Origin of the sequence: Thermogutta terrifontis, assembly GCF_002277955.1 — a bacterium.
GTDB lineage: Bacteria > Planctomycetota > Planctomycetia > Pirellulales > Thermoguttaceae > Thermogutta > Thermogutta terrifontis.
Map to the genome: position 1 here is coordinate 1,196,777 of NZ_CP018477.1, position 20,583 is coordinate 1,217,359.

The window sequence follows — 20,583 nt, forward strand, 5'->3', positions numbered from 1 at the left end:
CCAAAGGCGGGAGATTTGTGGGTCAGATCGGGAGAGTGGAGCAAGGGTTTGCCAGAGCCTCGTGATCGTCTGCAACGAAAGGCGCTTCCGTGCGATTGATGCTGATCGGTGACGTGGTGGGAAAACCGGGCCGGCGAATCACATGCCGGGCCCTGCCGCTCCTGCTGCGAATTTTTCGGCTCGATTTCATCGTCGTTAACGCCGAAAATGCCGCCGGCGGATCCGGATTGACCCCCGAACTTTTTTACGAACTGGTGGAAGCCGGAGCCCATTGCATCACGATGGGCGACCATATTTACGCACGGCGTCAACTGGAACCTGTTCTGCGGTCGGATTCCCGGATCGTCCGGCCTGCGAATTACCCAGCAGAAGCACCTGGTCGGGAATACACCATTCTATCAGCGGTTAACGGGGAGCCTGTGGCGGTCATCAGTCTTCTGGGGCGGGTGTTCATGCGCCCGGTGGACTGTTACCTGGCGGCTGCCGACCGGGTCCTCAGTCGCTTGTCCAGTTCGGTCAAGGTGATTTTGGTGGATTTTCACGCTGAGGCCACCAGCGACAAGCAGACGCTGGCCCGGTATCTGGATGGGCGGGTCTCCGCCGTGCTGGGAACCCACACCCATGTTCCCACGGCCGATGAACAGATCCTTCCCGGCGGGACGGCCTTTCAGTGCGATGTGGGCATGACGGGGCCTCACGAGAGTATCATTGGACGGCGGATTGACCGGGTGCTCCACACCACCCGAACGTTTGAGCCGACGCCGTTCGACGTGGCCACGGATGACGTCCGCCTCAATGGCGCTATCGTGGAAGTGGACCCGACCACCGGTAAGGCGCAGGCAATTTGGCGCGTTTGTTTGCGTGAGGACGATCTAAGGGAACCGACCTTGTCTCAAATCGCTTCTCGCGTTATGCTTCGCCCCAGCCAACAGTTGTCATGACCGAGTTACTGAAAACCGGTAACGGATGCAATCCGTCAACAGCAAAGTGTCGTAACCGTCGTGATGACCGGCGGCTGAGACCCCTGGAGCGGATAGCTCGTTTAACGTTTGGCTTTGTGGTGCTGGGAGTTTTGGGGACGGCCTGGCCCCTACAGCCCTCCCCCAGCGGCTTTGGAACGCATGAGCAACTGGGATTACCCCCGTGCGCGATGGTGCGGTGGTTCGGATTGCGGTGTCCGACTTGCGGGATGACCACGGCGTGGTCGCACTGCGTGCGGGGTCAGTGGCGACAGGCGCTGCGGGCCAGTGTCAGCGGCACGATGTTGGCGGTGGCGGCGGCTGTCGTGGGGCTGGCGGCTGTGGTTTCCGGCTTGACCGGCATCAGCGGACCGAAAATCTCAATGGCAGCTTTCAATCAAACCCTCCTCACTGTACTGGGGGTGATTGTGGGGGAATGGGTGATCCGGATGGTGTTCCGGTTGTGGTAACGTGGTGAGGGTACCAAGCGCAACCGCCGGCGGCAGGTTTGATCTTTCCTCGTTGTGCAAAGGATGGCCATGAACAGGTTGGGTTGGATTGGTAATCGGCAAGCCGCATGGATGACGGTTTGTCTTGTGGTGATACTGGCGAGTGGTGGTTGCAGTGCCCTGGCAACCGCACTTTGGGTCACAGGTCAATCCGATGTGAAGCCGGAGTTCGCAGGACTGAAGGACAAGAAAGTGGCCATCGTGGCCCGACCGGTGATCAGCCTCAGTTATCGGGACGCCCATGTGGATAAGGCGCTGGCCCGGCGGATCCACGCCATTCTGGTGCAGCGAGTCCCGAAGGCCCAGTGGATCGATCCACAGAAGGTCGAGCAGTGGATGGACGAACACGACTGGGAGAGCTATGTCGAGGTGGGACGCGGGGTCGGGGCGGATATGGTGATCGGAGTCGATATCGAGGCCTTCAGCCTGTACAAAGGACAGACGGTCTACCAGGGGACGGCAACCCTCCGGGTGACTGTCCACGATTGTGCCACCAATCAGCAGGTCTTTGAGAAGACACTTGACCAGATCAATTATCCCCCCAACAGCGTCATACCAACCTCTGAACTGCCGGAATCGGATTTTCGCAAAGAGTTTGTCTCTGTGCTGGCAACTGCTGTCGCGCGGCTGTTCCACTCTTACGATCCCCGCGAGTTCTGGGCACTGGACGCCAAGGCGATTCGTTAGATCTCTTGGGTCGCTTTGCCCAGAGAGGGCAGGTCTGAGTCATACCCGCTTTGGCTCGCCCGCCAGCCAGTAGCCCGAACCTCGCCGAAGCCTTCCGCGGGAGCGAAAATCGCCTCGGAGGGACCTGCTTGTTAGGTCCGTCGCTCGATGTCGGATCATCCATTCCTTTTCCCCGGGCACGACAAGCGTGCCCCTCCGAAAAGATTTTGGAGGGATGCGCCTGTTGGGTCGGCGATGTGAGGTTCGATGATGGATCGGTGTTTACCGGGGACTGAAGTCCCGCGATGAAAGCGGGGCTAAAGCCCCGCACTCCATGGAGTGCGGCGATTCATCGCCGCTTTTCGGTGAAGGCTTCAGCCTTCACCCACCTTGGCGATTTCAGATGTTTTGCCGGGAGCACGACAAGCGTGCGCCTGCGAACGATTTCTCGGAGGGACCCGCTTGTCAGGTCCGTCGCTCGATGTCGGATCATCCATTCCTTTTCCCCGGGCACGACAAGCGTGCCCCTCCGATTTCTTTTTTGCTGGAGGGATGCGCCTGTCGGGTCCGCCGTTCAGGCTTCGATCGTCCATTCCGCCTCCGGGGGCACGACAAGCGTGCCCCTCCGATCCGAAGGTAGGGGCAAATCATGAATTGCCCTTACGAGACGCGGCGCCCGTTTTATCGCATCGATTTTTTCGAAACTGGCGATGCTTCAAACAGTCGGCGCGTTGACGGTTTCCCCTCAAACTGGGTACGATTGGGGAAGGATCTAAGGGCTCTGGAACAAGGGAAATGCACGATTCGTCCAAGATAGGGCAGGGTACGTGGAATAGCCCGGCGTAAAGCCTGGCGTGCGAGCACGGGGAGATCGTCTGATGCGCCGAAAAAGAGTTGTCGCGGCAGTGGTTTGGGCGTCGGTGCTGGTTTGGTTGATGGGCACATGCGGACTGAATACATGTGCAATTGCGCAGGTTCGCCCTCAGGCACCTGCAGCGAACCAGGCTCCTCGCCAGGTGCAACCGCCTGCTCCGCCCTCACAACCGGCGCCGCAACGGCCGGTTCCACCGGCTGCGGCGCCTGCTCCCAAGCCGCCAGCTCCTCCCACCACATCGCAGCGACTTCCCGCTCCGGTGGAGGTGAGCGGGACGGACCTCTTGACCAAGGATGGGGTGCAGCTTCAGGCGACATATTACCCCAGCAATAAAGGAAAGGATGCCGCGGTTGTGATGCTCATCCACGGCTGGAAAGGGAGCCGGAGAGATTTCGATCGGCTGGCGCCGTTCCTCCAGCAGCAGGGTTATGCGGTGTTTGTGCCCGATTTGCGTGGTCACGGTGCTAGCACGCAGCGGCTTCTGCCCACGCCGACCACAATCACCGTGGACAAGATGCCGCCCACGGAAGTTGCCCGGATGGTGGATATGGACCTCGAGACGTGCAAGCGGTTTTTGCTCCAGAAGAATAATGCGGGGGAACTCAATATTGAAAAGCTTTGTCTTTTAGGACTGGACGTGGGCGCGACTGTGGCCTTGGATTGGGCTCGCCTGGATTGGAGCTGGCCGGTGTACCCCGGACTCAAACAGGGCCAGGATGTGAAGGCGCTGATTCTCGTTTCTCCGAAGTGGTCGGTGCCCGGTCTGAATGTCCAGGCCGCCATGTCACATCCAGGTGTAACCAAGGCCCTCTCGATCTTCCTGATTGTGGGAAAGGACTCGAGCAAAGATTTGGCTGACGCCCAGCGGATGTACAACATTTTTTCGCGATTTCATCCGACCCCAAAAGAGGAGAACCCGGAACTGCAGGATCTCTACTTTGCAAAGCTTCCAAGCACGGCGCAGGGGAAGGATCTCTTACTCCGCTTTGAACAGCCGCTCTTTCAATCGATTGCCTACTTCGTCGAGCACCGGGTAGCTAAGCAGCCATTCCCGTGGCAGGACCGGTCTAAGCGAAAAGACCAGTGATCAAGCCGTTGAGTCCATCGGCCATGATCGTTCTGCCATAGTGCTGACTCGTTTCCACTTTTCCTCTGCCGATAGAGAACGGGCGTCCACAGGGGGTTGCGACGGAGCGAGATCCAGCCCGGAGGGGCCTATTGTCACGTCCGTTTCCCAACGGCAGAGCAAACTTGCCTTGCGGTGGGCACGACAAGCGTGCCGCTGCGATTTGACGGTAGGGGCAATTCGTGAATTGCCCCTACATTGTCGGAGGGACCTGTTTGTCAGGTCCGTCGCTCGATGTTGGATCATCCATTTCTTTTCACCGGGCACGACAAGCGTGCCGCTCCGATCTGAAGGTGAGGGCAATTCGTGAATTGCCCCTACCCCTGTACACAGCGGCCCGGTTCCACCCGGGGCCCGTCGCTGAATCTGACTAATCTGTGCTCTGAGGTTGGAGGGCCGGTAGAACGATTTCCGTGCCGATGGGGAGCAGGTCCGGGTCTGGGATTATTGACCGGTTTGCTTCGAAGATGACCCGCCATCGGCCTGGGTCGCCGTAGAATCGCCGGGCAAGGTCCGGGAGGGTATCGCCGTCCTGAATGCGGTAGCGGAGGGTCTCTCGCCCGACCGTCTTGCGACTTTCAGACGTTTGCAGAGATTCTCGTGAACTCCCCAGCAACCGTGAATCGTTGGCAGAGGGAACCTGTTTTCCACTTCCATCATGGAGAGTATTCTCGGCGAGAGACTCGCGGCCGGTTCCGTTTCTCTCGTTGTGAGCCACGAATTGACCGGCAGGATACCGCTCGGGAATCGCCGGGGGCTTTTGATTGCTGAGTGACAACAGAAGGTGGGTTTCCGGAGCCGCTATGATCTCCGGTGGAATGGACGTATCGGCATCGGAAGAGGGGAGCGTTTGGCTGGTTGTGCTGAGCGGCGAATTCGGGGGGGAGGGGAACGGCGTCGATGTCAGGGAGGGGGGTGCGGAGCTGTTAAACGTTGCGGAAAAAGAGTGGGCCCGTGGTGGGCGGGAAAGCAATCCCCACACAGCACCCACCGAGAGCGCTGCAAGGAGGATAAAAACAACGAGTCCGCGGTCCACTCCCATGTTGCGTGAACGCCATGGCTACTCTGGACCTCCCTGTCTGGGGCGTGAACCTCCCTGGTGCGATTCAAAAAAGCGCCTCTCTTGCGCGAGGCAATCCTGTTAGCAAAGATCGGCCGGTGGGCGAGTGTTCTGTGAGCTGGGAAGTGAGAAGACGTTCTGTCGGTACAATGGGTGCAATCAGAAAAAAATGCCCAGGAGCGGACATCCGTTATCCCCCTGGGCATGGGTTTCTTAAACCTGATCGATTATCACAATCCTATGAAACGTACTGAAGAGATCGGACCTGCGAGGCAGGGCCGGTGGGACGCGGCGACAGCCACAAAAGTATCGGCGAGGCGATGAATATTGAGCTGTAGGTCCCGGTAATCACGCCTACCAAGAGCGTAAAGCTGAAGGCGTGAATTCCTGCCCCGCCCCCAATGTACAGGACGACGATGACGAAAAGCGTGGTGAGCGAAGTGATGAGCGTTCGGCTCAGCGTTTGGTTGACGCTTGTGTTGATGATTTGCGGGGTCAAGAAGGGTGTCTTTCCTTTCACCTCGCGAATCCGGTCAAAGATGATGATCGTGTCATTGACAGAATACCCGATGATCGTGAGCAAGGCCGCAAGCACGGCGAGACCGATCTTGAATTCGTCGATGAGGAGGAAACTCAGCAGGTTGGCCACGTAAGCACTGAGCGCAATCATGCCCACTGTGATGAGGACGTCGTGAACGAGGGCGATAGCGGCCGCCACGCCGAAGCTCACCCGGGTGAACCGTACCCAAAGGTAGATAATCATACCGGCCACCGAAAGTACTAGGGCATAAAGAGCGCGGATTCTGGTGCTTCCGGCGACCTTTCCTCCGATCGTGTTGGAAGACGGGAAGTAAACCGTCTTTTCCAGTTCGGCTTTGACCTGTTGGGCTACCTGCATTCCTTTTTCTGGCGGAAGTGTCAGCCGCAGTTCCCACTGGTTGTAGCCGGTGGTGTCGCCCCGGCGGTAATGTTCGTTGTACAGCTCGAAGTCCGCATCGCGATCAGGCTCTGGTAACTTTGCAAGAACATTCTTGACCAGTCCTTCAAGCGTTTCGTAATTGAGCTTGTGCTCGAATTTCAAAAGAACCCTGGTGGGGAAACGCTGGGCGCCTGTTTTCGCAGGCGTTGACGACTTTTCTCCGTGGTCAGCCGTTGTTCCAGGGGCACCGGTCGATTCACTGGGCTGGCTCGGTGCCGACGAAGTGGCTGGTGCGGACGGTGGAGCGGCAGTCTCCTGGGCAGAAGAAGCCGGTGCATTGCCAGTTTGGGGGGGAGCTTGCGAGGGTGCATTTTCACCCCAGAGGAGCCCCGCAATCGCCGATGGCCAGCCGGACAATGGACCAGCAGCCAGATGTGTGCCCGGAGTATCTCGCCAGAAGCTGGTTTGTGTGATCGGCTCGATGTCCACCCTGTAATGGACGAGCTCGTCGCCGAATACTTGCGTGATTTTCTGTTTGACCTGCTTGAGATATTCTTCCGCTTCCATGCCGGGCGGGCTCGACGTGTTGATCATATAGCGCCGTCCTGGCTCTTCGCCTTCGATGCGGACGTCACTCACCGCTAGGTCCCGGAGTTCGCTCAGTCGATTCCGCACTTCAGCGATATCCTTGGGTTTGTTGAACAGAACCTCCACCGCCACCCCGCCCGTGAAATCGATATCCAGCACGCCCTGGCCACGCATGCCCAGGGCCACAAGCCCCAGCAGAATGAGGGCGGCGCTGCCAGCGATGCAGTAGTTTTTAACGCCCATGAAGTCAAAGTTGGTAGCGCCAATGACCTGCATCATGGAAAGCTTCTTGATCCACCGGCGACGCTCGCCGATTTCAAAGATCACGCGGGCGATAAACACGGCCGTGTAGAGGTTCAAAACGAGCCCCAGAAACAGCGTCACCGCGAAACCCCGTACCTGGTCGGTTCCCACGAAGTAAAGGACGACGGCCGTAAGTATCGTGGTCAGGTTGGAGTCGATGATCGCGCTCATCGCCTTTTCGAAGCCGTTACGAATGGCCATCCGCAACGTCGCTTTGCGGGAGAGTTCCTCGCGGATACGCTCGTAGATGAGGACGTTGGCGTCCACGGCCATACCGACTGTCAACGTCAAACCTGCCAGGCCGGGCAGGGTGAACGCCGCCTTAAGTAAAATCATCAAAGCCACCAGCATGAGAAGGTTGAGGATCACAGCCAGGCAGGCCACCACACCGGCGAACCGATAATAGGCGATCATGAAAGCAAACACGATGATGGCCGCCAGAATCATGGCGATAACGCTCTGGCGGATTATATCTCGGCCAAGTTGGGGGCCGGTGACAAGTCGGCTGACGGGAGTGGGGCTGAGGACGGCGGGCAGGCTTCCCGCCTGCAGCACCTGAATGAGGGCCTGCACCTCTTCCCGCGAGGGTATTCCCGTGATCTGACCACGGTCGAAAATGGGGCTTCTGATCTGCGGGGCCGAATAGAGGTAACCATCAAGGATGATGCCCAGCCGGCGAGTGAAACCGGTGGTGGGATCCGGGCGATTGTCGCTCGTCAAAGCGCCGAACCGCTGCTGCGCACTCCCTGCCTTGAGAATGAATTCCACACAGGGTTGCATCTGTTCGTCCACCCCTTCCCGCACCCGGAATAGGTCGGCGCCGGTGACGTTGTAGCGATCCTTGACGACGAGAATCTCCAGCCAATCCTCGTTTCGATACCGGCCTTTCCGGACGGCGATTTCGCCGAAGTTACCGATGGCCTCTTCCTGGCCCTTGGCGACCGGAACCCACCATGCCAAGAGATTCCCACGGTCGTCGTAGAGTTCGTGTTCGTCGGGGGGAAGGGTCAGAGCCCGCTCGATGAGCCGCCGGTGGTCCCGCATATTGGCCAGGATGCGGAACTCCAGCGTACCGACGCTGCTGATGACGCGTTCCAGCTGGGCGACTTCTTCCTCGTCCACCTCGGGGACAATAATTTCGATCTGTTGCGGACCAAACCGGCGAATCGTCACTTCCTTTACACCGCTGGGGTTAACCCGGCGGTTGAGGGCTGCGATGAGCTGATCCATATCAATCTGATCGGTAGCCCCTTGTGCCCGTGCTCCCGGTTGCCGTACCGCACCTTCGATTTCGTACACCATGATGACACCGCCGCTGAGGTCGATTCCCAGCTTCGGCGGCCAGCGCGTCAAGAGAATGACAACCGCAAGCACGATGGTGAACAGAATAAAGGAAATTCGGCCAAAATATTCTCGCGCCCGCCACCATTCGCAAAGGAAGTAGGCAACAATGACCGGCACGCCAAAGATGATGAAGAGAAACACCAGATAAGTGACGATGTTGAGAACGCGGGAGAGGAATGTGGGGCTGGCCGCTTTGGGTTGTTGGGAAGGAGGCTGCCCAGGTTGAGATTCTTTCCCTTCAGCGGGGGCCTTTGTCGCCTGTTGAGGGCTCGCTGGAGCGGGGGGAGCCGTTTCGGCCTGACCGGTCGCCTGGGGTTGGGTGCCTGCACCCGCCGTAGCGGGCGGGGCGTTTGGCTGTTCCTGGTCCGGTTTGGCGACCGGAGCAGGGGCCTGTGACGTGGCCTTTTCTGATTGAGCCGGAGCTTCGGTCTTCGGCGGAGCTGCTTGTGCCACGGGCGACGGCTGGCTGGCCGAATCAGCGACTGCTTCCACGGCCATCGCCAGGGGCGTTATGGCGGTAAAACTCCCACCGCCCACCACTGCGGCAAAGACCAGAGCCGAGGCAATTCCGACTATCCAACCAAAACGGCAACGAGTAGAACGGCGTTCCATCGTTAAAGATCTCGCACCTGAGAATCCCTGAAGTGACTCGACTTGAGATTGATCTTTCAGGACCTGGCTCAACCTTCTTTTTGCTTTTCAGAGGGTGTTTCTTCACCCAGAACCTGAGCGATAGCGCTCAGCGTGCAGCGAATTCGCGTGTTGTTCGCGTCGTCGACACGAATGGTTACCTCGTTGGCTTCTCGGTGGACGTTTGTCACCACCCCGTAGATTCCGCCAATCGTAAGGACTCGGTCGTTTTTCTTCAAGGCGTTGAGCATGGCCTGGCGTCGGGCACGCTCCTTCCGCTCCGGACGGATGAGCAGGAAGTAAAACACGATGATCAGCGGGATCCAGAGCGTCAACATCATGATGAGACCGCCCGAGGAACCACCAGCGTTCCCGGCACCGGCTTCGGCCAAGAGAGGCATGAACGAGATCAACATGGAATGGACCTTTTTAATCTTCCGTAGTCCAGAAAACAACAATCGCATTTCGCGACGGCCCGCCGGATCCGCGATGAGTTGTCTCCACAACCGCGAATCCTTACGCGAGCAAGCCGCCTGGAAAGAAACGGCTGAAACCAGATGGGCTTCCGCTTTGCCACGGGCATTGATCACCAGCAACTCGCCCGGTATTCCTGCCAAGCCCATGCAGGATGTCTGAATTAAGCATCTTAAAGCGCCGTGCGGGTGGCTACAAGGGGCAAAACGGCGGGAAGCCGGTGAGATGGGCTTGCGATATCGCGTGCCTGAATCGGACAGGTCTCGCCTGGAGTGCTGTCTTCTCCTTGTGGAGGGCAGCGTGATTGTGATTGATTGTGCCGCAAAGCTCTATTTTGGGTAAAATAGAAAAGGAAGCGGGATAAAAAGCCTGCGTTGACAGCCACGGCGGCGCGGCAAGGTTGGGTGAGGCAACATCGGGCGGTGATTGAAAATGACCGCGGGAAAGTTCGACCTTATCCGATCGAAGCACCTGTTGAGGGAGGCCGAGGGTTACCTTGAGCTGGGGCTCGCCCAGCAAGCCTTGGAGACGCTGGAGCGGCTCCCGGATCCATATTGCGACAATCCAGTGGCGCTGCTACTCCGCGCGGAGGCCCTCCGCGAGCTGGAGCGATACGAGGAGGCGCTCGGTGTCTTCCAACGCTTGGAAGAGCTCGACCCGGATGATGTGCGTGTTTATCTTGCCAAGGGCTGGTGTCACAAGCGGGTGGGGCGCATTGATCTGGCGTGTGCCGATTTGGAGAAAGCCGCTGAGCTGGAACCCGACAATCCGCTCGTCTGTTACAACCTCGCGTGTTACTACAGTCTCGCCGGGAACAAGGATAAGGCCCTGTCTCTTCTCAAAAAGGCACTCACGTTGGAGCCAGACTACCGGAAGCTGGTTCCCGCCGAAACCGATTTTGATCCCATTCGTTCCGATCCCGAATTCAACCGCCTGCTTGAAGCCGCCGGGGAAACCGCGTAAACTCGCGGGCGGTTGATGGAGAATGGGAACCGGCCCATCCCGCGGGCGCTCGTTCCTCCCGGGCTGATACTGGACTCTGACGGTAGAGCGAGCCTTTTTCGAAATGCGGTCGGGACCAGATAGATCGACCGAATGGGGAGATTGTCGATTCGAGTGGTTCCATATCCCCCAAAGGTGCAATTTAGCGGTTCTTTGCAGTTCAGAAGTTTGATTTGACAGGAGCCTGGCATGTCTTCGACGATTTGTCCGCAGCGGGGTGGTCGATCTGCCCTTCGTGATAATTCGAAGGGGGCCCGGGTAAATCGGCGACAATTGCTTCTCGCCTTGGCGGGGACGATGGCCGTGCCCGCCGTCGTTCGAGCAGCACGCCTTTTTGGAAGTGAGACGCCCCGTTTCGAGGTTCAGGAAGTGAAAACGATCAGCCGGCTTCCCCACCGTTATCACGGTTGGCCTACAGTGACGCGACGAAAGAACGGCCAGCTTGTCCTGGTGTATTCGGGCGGGCGCGAGGCCCACGTGTGTCCATTTGGCCGGGTGGAAATGATGACCTCCAACAACGACGGCCACTGGTGGACTTACCCGCGGGTTTTGTGGGATAGTGCGATCGACGATCGTGATTCTGGCGTCCTTGAGACAGTGCGGGGGACTCTCCTTGTGACCACGTTCACCTCGCTGGCGTACGTTCCCCTGTTGACACGAGCCCTGGGGGCGGAAGGGAAAGGAAGTGATTGGCCTGCCGAAAAACTGGACCGCTGGCGGGCGGCCCACGAGCGCCTCTCCGAAGATGAGCGTCAAAAGCAGCTGGGCGTGTGGATGATGCGCTCGGAGGATGGGGGTGTCACCTGGTCAGCCCCGTACGATTGCCTGGTGAACAGTCCTCATGGTCCGATTCAGCTTCAGGATGGACGGCTGCTCTATGCCGGCAAGGACCTCTGGCGAACAAAGAGAGTCGGCGTGTGTGTTTCGCAGGATGACGGTCGAACCTGGGAGTGGCTGGCCACGCTGCCGGTCCGACAGGGCGATGATCCGAATCAATACCACGAACTGCATGCTGTGGAGACGACCGAGGGCCGATTGGTGCTACAGCTCCGGAATCACAATCCCCAGAATGCGGGAGAGACGTTGCAGTGCGAGTCCGATGATGGGGGAAAAACCTGGTCAACTCCACATTCCATCGGGGTGTGGGGATTGCCCTCTCATCTTATTCGACTGCGGGACGGACGGCTGCTGATGAGCTACGGCCATCGCCGTGAACCTTTTGGGTGTCAGGCCCGATTGAGCAGCGACGGTGGCCGAACGTGGTCCGAGCCGCTCGTGATCTATGGAGAGGGAGCGGGCGGCGATTTGGGTTATCCTTCCACTGTAGAACTGGCTGACGGCGGCCTGCTGACGATCTGGTACGAACTGCTCCGCGAGTCTCCCTACGCTGTGTTGCGGCAGGCCCGCTGGCGGCTCCTCTGATTTGTTCAGATCGTCTCTCTGTTGGCGGAAAAGCGACTACATGGTGGGGACGAGGAGCGTGTTTTGCCATCTTGAGGGGGATCCTCCCGGAAGATGGTGCCTGTCAGGTCCGTATCGGCGGAAGCCCATGCTTGCGAGAACCGCTTTTTGACCGCGGATGCACTTATGAAGGTCTATTTCCGATATGGGGACAGTATTTTCAAGAATTCGTCAAAAGAACTGTGCGCGGCGCAGCCGAACGAATAAAACTTGGTACGCGAGGAATTGTTGCTGTGAAAAATGGCACAAATAAGCAGACCTTACAACTACCCTTTTTAGACAAAGCTTTCTGTTAATACACATGTTGGATTTTTTGATAAAGAACTCGCTGGCAAGGTTCAAATGTTTTTGCTTTAGTTTTTCATGTATCGCAAGCCATTCAGGAAAAAACTCCGTCTGAACTGTGCGTTTTAGGTGAACTGAACTATACTAAGAGATAGAGAAGGGCCACGGGCCAATCAATCTGTTACCCGCCAGCTTAAAGACTGCCCGCAGAATACGATCCGTTTCAAACAGTCGCCATTCGTTATCGTTGAGGTTCTCGCAAGATCTCTTTGTGAGAGGGAGTTTGCTATGCACGTCTACTGCTCCGTCACAGGATAATTTTGGGATAAACAGACTTCAGTTTGCAGCGGGCATCTTCCGCGGTCATTTGCCAGTCGACACCCCGCTGCCGAGCGTTTAGGTCTCCCGACCACGCCGCAATTTCCTCCTGAAGAAGACGTAACTCTCCCACACGACGCCCCGCTAGACACTGCCGGGTCAAACAGCTCAACTCGCACTCCGCCACGTTCAGCCAACTGCCGTGTTTCGGCGTGTAAACAAACTCAATGCGACGAACGTACTGACGAGCCCGCTCCGCTGGGAACACCTCGTAAAACGCCCCTTTCGTGTGCGTGTTCAGGTTGTCGCAGATCAGCGTGATCCGCTCACAGTCCGCGTAACGCCCGTCCAAAAGCGCCGCCACCTCCGTGGCCCAGTCACTCTTCGTCCGACGTTCCCGCGCCGTTGCCTGACGCCAACCGACCAAGGGCTCGCAAAACAGGAAGATCGCCGCCGTCCCCGCTCGTTCATACTCGTAATCCACTCGCCGGGGATGCCCTCTCGTCGCCGGAATCGGACGCCGCACTTCCTTCACCAACTGCACCGGCTGCTCATCCATGCAAACGACCGGATGCAACGGATCATATGGCCGACAATACACCTCCAGCACCTCTTCCATCTGAGCGGCAAACTCCGCATCCGCCTCCGGCGGTATCACCCAGTACTGAATCTTCCGCGCCGTGATCTCGTTTTTTTTAGCGCCCGGCGTACTGTCTCGTGGCTGATCGATTCCACCACTTTCAGCTCCACCAACCGACGGGCCAGGAGGCGAAGCGTCCACTGACCGTAACCCGCAGGCGGCGGCCCCAAACGGGTGGCAATGATTTTCGCTTCCACCTCCCCATCCAGAATCTTGTTCGCTGGTGGCCCCGACCGGCTCTTCCCTTCCAGCGTCTCCTCAAAACCCCGTTCCACAAAACGCTGACGAATCTTCTCCACCGTCTGTCGCCGACACCCGAACGCTTCGGCAATCTGTTGGTCCGTCCAGGCCGGACCGTCCGCGTCCGCCTTCAGCAGAATCTGAGCGCGACGGACCTTCTGGCTGGTCCCCTTCAGCTTGCGAATGACCTCCTGGCATTTCTGACGTTCTTCCTCGGTCAGCCGGACAATATACTTCTTTCGCATGGCAACCCTCCTTGGCAAAAGGGAACGGAAACGACCACCCATCCTATCCCATCCCACCCACCCAAGACAATCCCAAAATTTTCCTGTGACGGAGCACTACGCCAGGTTCAATCGCAGTAGTATTAGAAGCCTTATTAGGGGTTTCACACTAGTGGAACTTCTTGTGGTCATTGCCATTATTGGGATCCTTATTGCTTTGTTGCTCCCCGCTGTACAGGCGGCGCGGGAAGCCGCTCGACGGAGCCAGTGCACCAACAACCTCAAGCAGCTTGCTCTGGCCATGCACAACTACCACGATGTGTATAACACACTTCCGCGGTCGGGGTATGGCGGGAACGATGCGGGGCGGCCATGGAACAACTGGGAGCGATTCGGGGTCAATGTGTGCCTCCTGCCATTCATTGAGCAGAAGGCCCTGGCGGACCAGTTCGTGTATGTGTCGGGAACTCCCTTCGGGACGTATTTCAATGGACCGATGCAGGTGAAGGTTCCGGCCTTCCTGTGCCCCTCTGCACGACCCTATCGCAATGCCAATAATACGGCGGGTTGGAATGGGCCGGGCTGCAATTATGCATGGTGTTCAGGGAGCACAACCTACACCGCATGGGGCGCCAACGTGAATTCGTTCAATGGCATGTTTCAGGTACGCATTGAAAAGCCTTTTGCGGCGGTGACGGACGGCCTTTCGCAGACCGCGATGGTGTCAGAAATCCTTTCCGGCGATGGGGATAGCTCGAAGGCCACGTACCCGTTTGACATTTTCTATCCGCAGGGCGGCGATAGCGTGTACAACAATATTGCCAACCAGGATTTCCCCACTCCCGCGGAGTTGCAAACGATTGGTGTGGCGTGCCAAAATCCAGCCGGTGAACGGAGCAACAATGGGACTCTCTGGGCGTGGTATCCGCACGCTCAGGTGCTGTTCAACACGGCGGCTCCCCCCAACTGGCAATACCCCAGTTGCGGTGGCAACTGCTGCCCGGGTGGCGCGCACGACTGGGGCCGGGGTATCATTCCCCCGCGAAGCCTTCATCCTGGTGGGGTGAACGTGGGACTGGGAGACGGTTCTGTCCGCTTTATCACGAGCACAATCGACACACTGACCTTCCAGCGGTTGGGACACGCTTCAGACGGCCAGCCAATCCCCGAGTTCTGATGTCGCTGGACCGGCGCTCGTAGCCACTTAGTGCGAACAACCGGGCTTTTTGGGTGATGGGGGCGGCCCAGAGTCGGTCTGAAGTTTTTGGTTCCCCGTGGAAGTCTAAAAAACTGGTGAGGGTTACGCCAATGAATATTCGAAAACTCCAACAGATGATTGCGTGCCTGATGGTGGCAGTAGCGGTTGTTGTGCTGGGAGGTTGTGGCAAGAGCGGTGTGCCTGCTCCCAAGACGTATCAGATACCGATGAAAGGACCGCTCGACGAGGCGAAATCCCTGCTTGAAAACTATGCGAGCGGTGCGCCCTTGGGAAGTGAGGCCTCTCGATTCCAGGACCTCGTCGATGCCGTCCGGAAGACGGACCCCGCCAAGGCCGACATTTTGGAAAAAGGTTTTGCCGAACTCCAGAAAACGCCTCCGCAAGGTTTGGCTGGGAAGGCCAAAGAGATTTTGAACGCTCTCAACAAGTAACCGCGATATTGGGAACACAGGGGCTTTGCCGGCTTTTGCCAGCCAGTCCTTGCTGACCTCCAGAGCGAGATTTTCGTCGGGCCTGCCAGACTGACAGGCCTTTTTTGTTGCGCGCGACAAGCGCAAGTTATTTTCTGTTAACAAGTTAGAATGTTATTTTGCTGGCGGGCATGATATTTGCAACCATTGGCGGGTGTGGTGGTTTTCCCGGCGTGTTCGACCCGCCGGGTGGGAGTTCGGATCGGTTGGCTGAACAGGCACAAGCAGAAAGGAGACAGGTCATGGCAGTCCCTCCCTTTGGTCCGCAATCTCTGGAACAACTCCGTCGTGAGATGGATCGGTTGTTTAACAGCTTTCTCGGTGAGTTGCCGGAAGCTCCCTGGCCGTTGCAAGGGCGAGAACGCCTGCCGGTGAACATGTGGGAAACGTCGGATGCCTTTTATGTGGAGGCGGAAGTTCCCGGCGTGACACAGGATCAAATTGACATCTCCGTGACCGGCAACGAGCTGACCATCAAGGTGCGGCGGCCGCAACCTGCCGAGGAAGGTGTCACCTACCATCGACGGGAGCGCGCGACAGGGGAAGCCACGCGGGTGATCCGGTTGCCCGGTGAGGTGGATCACGACCGAGTTCAGGCTGATCTCCAGCTCGGTGTGCTGACGATCACGCTGCCGAAGGCCGAAGCAACCCGGCCAAGGAAGATCCCCGTGAACGTGCGCACCGGCTGAGTCGAACGGTGGAACCTCTTTTCTGCAAGGCTTTGAGGGCAGCAAATCCAAGTGATCAGGATGACTCTTCGTAAATAGGAAAGGAGGGTGAACCATGAGACATCAACACGGTGGGAAACGCGCAGCCCAGGCGGCTCCGGAACATCTTCGAGGAGATCGGTTTTACAGCCCTGCCGTCGATATCGTGGAAAAGTCCGATGAGATTCTCCTTATCGCCGATGTGCCGGGGGCTAAACCAGAAGATATTGATGTTCAATTCGAGGATGGCACGCTGACGCTGCATGCCCGGGTAGCGCCGCGATATGGCGAGGGAGTGGAATTTCTGCGGCAAGAATACGGTGTGGGCGATTTTCTGCGGGTGTTCCATGTGAGTGAAGCCATTGACGCGGCCAAGATCTCGGCAGAATATGCCAATGGGGTTCTCACGCTTCATTTGCCGAAATCTGCGGGTCTGCGTCCGCGGAAGATCGAGGTTGCCGTCAAGAGTTGAGCGGAATCGCGCCATCCCGCCAATGGCAGACGCAACGGGCGTCGAGCCTCCGGTGTTTGGGCGGCTGCGACCGCCCATGATTCTTTATCGTGGCGGCAATTGAAATTCAGTCTGCAAGAATGAGTGTTTGGTAAGGGGCCAGCTCCAGGTTGAGCGCGTTGTTCTGCGGTGTCACCGTCTGTTTGTCGCCTGTGGCGGGATCGAGTTGCGTCCAGGCATGCCCGGCGACTCCCCGGAGGCTGCCGTGATAGGTCTCTTGGCCGACATTCACCAGCACCAGGATCGTGTGATCGTCGCGTGAAAAGCGGCCTAAAACGATGCGGTCGTTGGGCGGTTGGATCGACAAATCGGGCTGAATCCAGGCCACGGCATTATTGACGTTGAGGGTCTTTTCCGGACTGTCGTAGATCACGCGCCCTTTTTGATTGGCGAATTGCTCGACGACTTTCCGCGCTTCCGGGGGTAGCTCAACTCCCATTGGAAATACAAGTGTAGCGATTTCCGCGTTCCCTGCGCGAAGCGTGCCGTTGGGGGTGACCGCTGCCTGGGCGAGATGTTCGTGGTCGATCAGGATGAACGGGATCTGCCTGCGCTGGAGTGTCTGGCCGATCCGCACGAAGGAGGAAATGATCTGCTGGGCCCGCGGCGGGGCGGGCGATTGATGAAGCGGCCCGGCAACCGGACGATACTCGGCCCACAAATCGTAAATGGGATAATACAGGGCCACCTGCGGTCGGGGCATGGCAGGTTTGAGGAGCGTATTCAAACGTCCAACAAATTGCCCGTACTGCCAGTTTTCGTCGGGCGTTCTGTCTTCCGGGCTGTAATACAGTGTGAATTCCGTGACCCCCCAGGCGGCCTGCCAACCGGCGGTGGCCTGCATCTGCTGAAGGTTTACAGGCCCGGCGCCGGACATCTTCTGGGCAAAGTCGCTCACTTCTGTCATGACCCGGCGATGACCTTCCAAAAGAGCACCGGACAAAGGCATCGCTGCCGTCATCCAGCCCATGTGAATGACCGACTCCGGATTCGAAGTGAGCATGTCCAGGCCGGGAATATCCATCCGTGAAATAGCCTTCAACCCATTTCCGTACAGGGGAACATGATGGTAGATGGATTCTTCATGGAGATTGTGACCGGAAGAGGCCACCCCGTGCGCCTGGCACCATCGCTGAATCTGTCCGAAGTACCGATCGGCTACCAGATCAGCCACAGTGCTCCAGAATTGGCGTCGGATGCGGTGGTCTTCTGACGAATCGCCCTCGAAAAGGCTCTTCCACTGCGACTGGATGTCCTCGCCCCAGCGGCGCCGGTAAACCTCGGCGAAATCGTGGCACCACGGTAGGGTGGGAAGCGGTTTGACGTTCGGATCAACCGGGTCTTCGACGGGGACTTTGCTGCGGGCGGGTTCAGGGATCGGCCCTAAATCCACCGCCATCAGGGATGGTTCATCGGTGAAGAAAGCGACAATGGTTTTTCCAAAGTATTGGCCCACCCTCTGGTGGTAGGCTTCATGGGTTACCTCGATGAAGCGTGCGGTCGCACGTTCGTCCATGAGATTGATATATCGCCGCAGCGCATGATAGTTGTTTGAAGCATGTGTGTGCTCGTAAGCCCGACGGAAGAAGTATTCAGGATTCCCCTGCGGATCACGCGCCAGAACGAGGGCTTCCAATTCAGGATGCCCATGTAGAACAAGCCCGCCGGCGGTGCCGCTGGGATAACCTTTCTCGTCGTAAATCCACACGGGCATACCCAGTTGCGCACACATCTGGACGCCGACCACAAAGGATTTCCAGTGCTCTTCCGATTCCAGGTAGCGATCAAACATCACATTGCACACGATGCCACCACGGCCGCGTCGCAGATAATAGGCCAGGCCTTCGTCCGATTGGGGCTGGGCTGCAGGCTGCTGGAGGATCTGTGCCACGGCGTCGGCCACAAGCATTCGGGGCGAAAGTCCGTGAACAATCTGCAGAGGTCTGTCGGCGAGAGTTGGCGTTTGCCAGTGGACAAGCCATTCGGATGGCACTTCACCATGGATCCGCGCTGCTGTCGCGGCAAAAGCCAGAAGGACTGCGACACAGGTGAGAAGCAAAACTCGTAAGGCTTGCATCCTTCCCCAAGCGCGATGTAAGCGTTGGCACATGAGAACAACCCTTTGCTCATCAAGATTGTGTTTGATTGCTGAAGGTCCCCGTGAAGAAGCCCTGAACTGTTGGGAGGTTTTTCCGCTCCGCCCAAAGCTGTGCAGCGCGGTTGCCCTCCAAGGATACGGTGTTCGGGCGCAAAAATCGAGCGCCCCCAGCGGGGATGGGGGCGCTCATGAAAGGGGAGGGGAAGGGGGCGACTTCTCCAAATCAGGCACCCTGGGCTACATGCCAGGGCCTCCATCGTTTACAACTCGGCCTTCCGGCCGGAACTATTCCATCAATATTCCGGAGGCGAGTGGCTACCGCCTTTTTCCTCCTTGGGCTTTTCGGCCACCAGCGCGTCACTGGTGAGCATGAGGACGGCAACGCTGGCCGCATTCTGAAGGGCGGTCCGAACCACCTTGGTCGGGTCGATGACACCCGCCTTGACCAGGTCCTCAAATTGTCCGGTAAGGGCGTTGTAGCCCATGTTGCCCTTCATTTCGGCGACTTTTTCGCACACAATGCTGCCATCCTGGCCGGCGTTGGCCGCGATCTGAGTGATCGGTGCACGGCACGCCCGGAGGACGATCTCGTAACCAACCTTTTCGTCAGTGGAGAGACCCTCGGGCGAGCACTGCGCCGCTGCACGCAGGAGCGCCACTCCGCCACCGGGGAGGATCCCCTCTTCCACAGCCGCCCGAGTGGCATGGAGTGCGTCCTCCACGCGGGCCTTCTTCTCCTTCATCTCGGCCTCGGTCGCCGCACCGACGCTCAGTTTAGCCACACCACCGGCGAGCTTCGCCAGCCGCTCTTCCAGTTTTTCACGGTCGTAGTCACTGGTGGTCTTTTCGATTTCGCGCCGGATCTGTTCGATACGTCCTTTGATCTCCTCGGTCTTGCCAGCGCCCTCGATAATCGTCGTGTTGTCTTTGTCCACCACAACCTTCTTAGCGCGACCGAGCTCGGCAAGGGTGACGTGCTCGAGCTTCCGGCCGAGGCTTTCGAACAGTGCCACGCCACCGGTCAGAATGGCGATGTCTTCCAGCATGGCCTTGCGGCGATCGCCATAACCCGGCGCCTTGACCGCACAGCAGCGGAGGGTCCCGCGGATTCGGTTGACGACCAGGGTCGCCAGGGCGTCGCCATCCACATCCTCGGCGATGATGAGTAGCGGCTTGTTGGAGTTGACAACCGCTTCAAGGAGCGGCACAAGCTCCCGGGCGTTGGAAATCTTCTTTTCGTGAATGAGGATGTAACAATCCTCAAGCACGCATTCCATCTTTTGAGGATCGGTCACAAAGTACGGCGACAGATAACCACGGTCGAACTGCATTCCCTCCACAAATTCGACCTTGGTTTCCATGGTCTTGCTTTCTTCGACCGTGATCACGCCGTCTTTGCCGACCTTGTCCATCGCCTGAGCAAGGAGCTCACCGATCGCCATATCGTTGTTCGCGGCGATCGCGGCCACCTGGGCCATCTCCTTGGTGGTCTTGATGGGGATCGACATCTTGCGGAGTTTATCGACAATGTCTTCCACCGCCTTTTCGATCCCCTGCTTCAGGCCGATGGGATTAATTCCCGAGACGACGGCCTTGAGACCTTCCGTGAAGATCGCTTCCGCAAGGATGGTAGCGGTCGTGGTACCGTCGCCTGCCACGTCACTTGTCTTCGAGGCGACTTCCCGGACCATCCGGGCGCCCAAATTTTCGTAAACGTCTTCCAGGTCAATTTCCTTGGCCACCGTCACGCCATCTTTGGTCACGGTGGGAGAACCAAAGCTTTTCTGAATGATCACATTCCGACCACGAGGGCCCAGCGTGACTTTCACAGCCTGGGCCAGCTTGGAGACGCCACGTCGAAGGGCATCCCGGGCTTCCTGATCAAAGGCAATTAACTTTGCCATGGTTCGAACGCTCCTTTCCCTCTACGTGTTTCTTCAATTCCCTGCGGCGAGA

Annotated in this window: 17 protein-coding genes; 10 read left to right on the top strand and 7 right to left on the bottom strand. The window is 58.1% G+C overall.

Annotated elements, in window-relative coordinates; genetic code table 11:
* Nucleotides 1-98: 98 nt before the first annotated feature.
* The 4 genes from THTE_RS04470 to THTE_RS04485 all read left to right on the top strand — a co-directional run bounded on the left by THTE_RS04470 (nucleotide 99) and on the right by THTE_RS04485 (nucleotide 4,095).
* The gene (locus THTE_RS04470; protein WP_095414306.1) at nucleotides 99-941 is read left to right on the top strand and encodes a YmdB family metallophosphoesterase; all 843 of its coding nucleotides are present in this window, start codon (nucleotides 99-101) and stop codon (nucleotides 939-941) included.
* Entirely contained in the window at nucleotides 938-1,429 is a 492-nt protein-coding gene (locus THTE_RS04475; RefSeq protein WP_095414307.1) for a DUF2752 domain-containing protein, read from the top strand. The genes THTE_RS04470 and THTE_RS04475 overlap by 4 nt, the downstream gene beginning before the upstream one ends.
* Nucleotides 1,430-1,498: 69 nt before the next feature.
* Nucleotides 1,499-2,155, top strand: coding sequence for a hypothetical protein (locus THTE_RS04480; protein ID WP_095414308.1), 657 nt, complete (start codon nucleotides 1,499-1,501; stop codon nucleotides 2,153-2,155).
* Between the two features lie 857 nt (nucleotides 2,156-3,012).
* Nucleotides 3,013-4,095, top strand: coding sequence for an alpha/beta hydrolase (locus THTE_RS04485; RefSeq protein ID WP_157731741.1), 1,083 nt, complete (start codon nucleotides 3,013-3,015; stop codon nucleotides 4,093-4,095).
* Nucleotides 4,096-4,504: 409 nt separating this feature from the next.
* Here the strand turns inward: THTE_RS04485 and THTE_RS04490 are convergent, their stop codons facing one another.
* The 3 genes from THTE_RS04490 to yajC form a co-directional block, all read right to left on the bottom strand.
* On the bottom strand, nucleotides 4,505-5,176 hold the full coding sequence (locus THTE_RS04490; RefSeq protein WP_095414309.1) for a tail protein X: 672 nt from the start codon (nucleotides 5,174-5,176) through the stop codon (nucleotides 4,505-4,507).
* 256 nt (nucleotides 5,177-5,432) lie between these two features.
* Nucleotides 5,433-8,960 (bottom strand): protein translocase subunit SecD, encoded by a 3,528-nt coding sequence (secD, locus tag THTE_RS04495; protein ID WP_095414310.1) that lies wholly within the window; start codon nucleotides 8,958-8,960, stop codon nucleotides 5,433-5,435.
* Nucleotides 8,961-9,028: 68 nt separating this feature from the next.
* Entirely contained in the window at nucleotides 9,029-9,601 is a 573-nt protein-coding gene (gene yajC / locus THTE_RS04500) for a preprotein translocase subunit YajC (protein WP_095414311.1), read from the bottom strand.
* Between the two features lie 283 nt (nucleotides 9,602-9,884).
* On the opposite strand from yajC, the gene THTE_RS04505 reads away from it, so the two are divergent.
* Both THTE_RS04505 and THTE_RS04510 read left to right on the top strand, forming a co-directional pair.
* Nucleotides 9,885-10,415, top strand: coding sequence for a TPR end-of-group domain-containing protein (locus THTE_RS04505; RefSeq protein ID WP_095414312.1), 531 nt, complete (start codon nucleotides 9,885-9,887; stop codon nucleotides 10,413-10,415).
* Between the two features lie 228 nt (nucleotides 10,416-10,643).
* The gene (locus THTE_RS04510) at nucleotides 10,644-11,876 is read left to right on the top strand and encodes a sialidase family protein (protein WP_237260200.1); all 1,233 of its coding nucleotides are present in this window, start codon (nucleotides 10,644-10,646) and stop codon (nucleotides 11,874-11,876) included.
* Nucleotides 11,877-12,507: 631 nt separating this feature from the next.
* Here THTE_RS04510 and THTE_RS04515 read toward each other — a convergent pair.
* Both THTE_RS04515 and THTE_RS04520 read right to left on the bottom strand, forming a co-directional pair.
* Nucleotides 12,508-13,176, bottom strand: coding sequence for an IS630 family transposase (locus tag THTE_RS04515; protein ID WP_157731743.1), 669 nt, complete (start codon nucleotides 13,174-13,176; stop codon nucleotides 12,508-12,510).
* Nucleotides 13,173-13,643, bottom strand: a complete 471-nt coding sequence (locus tag THTE_RS04520; RefSeq protein ID WP_157731745.1) for a helix-turn-helix domain-containing protein — start codon at nucleotides 13,641-13,643, stop codon at nucleotides 13,173-13,175. The genes THTE_RS04515 and THTE_RS04520 overlap by 4 nt, the downstream gene beginning before the upstream one ends.
* Nucleotides 13,644-13,728: 85 nt before the next feature.
* Between THTE_RS04520 and THTE_RS04525 the strand changes: the two genes are divergently transcribed.
* The 4 genes from THTE_RS04525 (at nucleotide 13,729) to THTE_RS04540 (ending at nucleotide 16,490) form a co-directional block, all read left to right on the top strand.
* A complete protein-coding gene (locus THTE_RS04525) occupies nucleotides 13,729-14,799 on the top strand; it encodes a DUF1559 domain-containing protein (protein WP_269467018.1) in 1,071 nt (356 codons plus the stop codon).
* 131 nt (nucleotides 14,800-14,930) lie between these two features.
* The gene (locus THTE_RS04530; protein WP_095414314.1) at nucleotides 14,931-15,272 is read left to right on the top strand and encodes a hypothetical protein; all 342 of its coding nucleotides are present in this window, start codon (nucleotides 14,931-14,933) and stop codon (nucleotides 15,270-15,272) included.
* A gap of 281 nt (nucleotides 15,273-15,553) precedes the next feature.
* Nucleotides 15,554-16,000: an Hsp20/alpha crystallin family protein gene (locus THTE_RS04535; RefSeq protein WP_157731747.1), complete on the top strand. Its 447-nt coding sequence runs from the start codon at nucleotides 15,554-15,556 to the stop codon at nucleotides 15,998-16,000.
* Nucleotides 16,001-16,094: 94 nt separating this feature from the next.
* Nucleotides 16,095-16,490 (top strand): Hsp20/alpha crystallin family protein, encoded by a 396-nt coding sequence (locus THTE_RS04540; protein WP_095414316.1) that lies wholly within the window; start codon nucleotides 16,095-16,097, stop codon nucleotides 16,488-16,490.
* A 106-nt stretch (nucleotides 16,491-16,596) separates the two neighbouring features.
* Here THTE_RS04540 and THTE_RS04545 read toward each other — a convergent pair whose 3' ends face one another.
* On the bottom strand, nucleotides 16,597-18,606 hold the full coding sequence (locus THTE_RS04545) for a hypothetical protein (protein WP_095414317.1): 2,010 nt from the start codon (nucleotides 18,604-18,606) through the stop codon (nucleotides 16,597-16,599).
* Between the two features lie 314 nt (nucleotides 18,607-18,920).
* Nucleotides 18,921-20,531, bottom strand: a complete 1,611-nt coding sequence (gene groL, locus THTE_RS04550) for a chaperonin GroEL (RefSeq protein ID WP_095414318.1) — start codon at nucleotides 20,529-20,531, stop codon at nucleotides 18,921-18,923.
* Nucleotides 20,532-20,583: the final 52 nt, after the last annotated feature.

Coding starts and splice junctions, on each gene's coding strand:
- THTE_RS04530 (WP_095414314.1), top strand. CDS start 14,931: ATGAATATTCGAAAACTCCAACAGATGATTGCGTGCCTGATGGTGGCA.
- THTE_RS04540 (WP_095414316.1), top strand. CDS start 16,095: ATGAGACATCAACACGGTGGGAAACGCGCAGCCCAGGCGGCTCCGGAA.
- THTE_RS04475 (WP_095414307.1), top strand. CDS start 938: ATGACCGAGTTACTGAAAACCGGTAACGGATGCAATCCGTCAACAGCA.
- THTE_RS04545 (WP_095414317.1), bottom strand. CDS start 18,606: ATGCAAGCCTTACGAGTTTTGCTTCTCACCTGTGTCGCAGTCCTTCTG.
- THTE_RS04510 (WP_237260200.1), top strand. CDS start 10,644: ATGTCTTCGACGATTTGTCCGCAGCGGGGTGGTCGATCTGCCCTTCGT.
- THTE_RS04485 (WP_157731741.1), top strand. CDS start 3,013: ATGCGCCGAAAAAGAGTTGTCGCGGCAGTGGTTTGGGCGTCGGTGCTG.
- yajC (WP_095414311.1), bottom strand. CDS start 9,601: ATGGGCTTGGCAGGAATACCGGGCGAGTTGCTGGTGATCAATGCCCGT.
- THTE_RS04505 (WP_095414312.1), top strand. CDS start 9,885: ATGACCGCGGGAAAGTTCGACCTTATCCGATCGAAGCACCTGTTGAGG.
- secD (WP_095414310.1), bottom strand. CDS start 8,960: ATGGAACGCCGTTCTACTCGTTGCCGTTTTGGTTGGATAGTCGGAATT.
- THTE_RS04535 (WP_157731747.1), top strand. CDS start 15,554: ATGGCAGTCCCTCCCTTTGGTCCGCAATCTCTGGAACAACTCCGTCGT.
- THTE_RS04480 (WP_095414308.1), top strand. CDS start 1,499: ATGAACAGGTTGGGTTGGATTGGTAATCGGCAAGCCGCATGGATGACG.
- THTE_RS04470 (WP_095414306.1), top strand. CDS start 99: ATGCTGATCGGTGACGTGGTGGGAAAACCGGGCCGGCGAATCACATGC.
- THTE_RS04490 (WP_095414309.1), bottom strand. CDS start 5,176: ATGGGAGTGGACCGCGGACTCGTTGTTTTTATCCTCCTTGCAGCGCTC.
- THTE_RS04520 (WP_157731745.1), bottom strand. CDS start 13,643: ATGCGAAAGAAGTATATTGTCCGGCTGACCGAGGAAGAACGTCAGAAA.
- groL (WP_095414318.1), bottom strand. CDS start 20,531: ATGGCAAAGTTAATTGCCTTTGATCAGGAAGCCCGGGATGCCCTTCGA.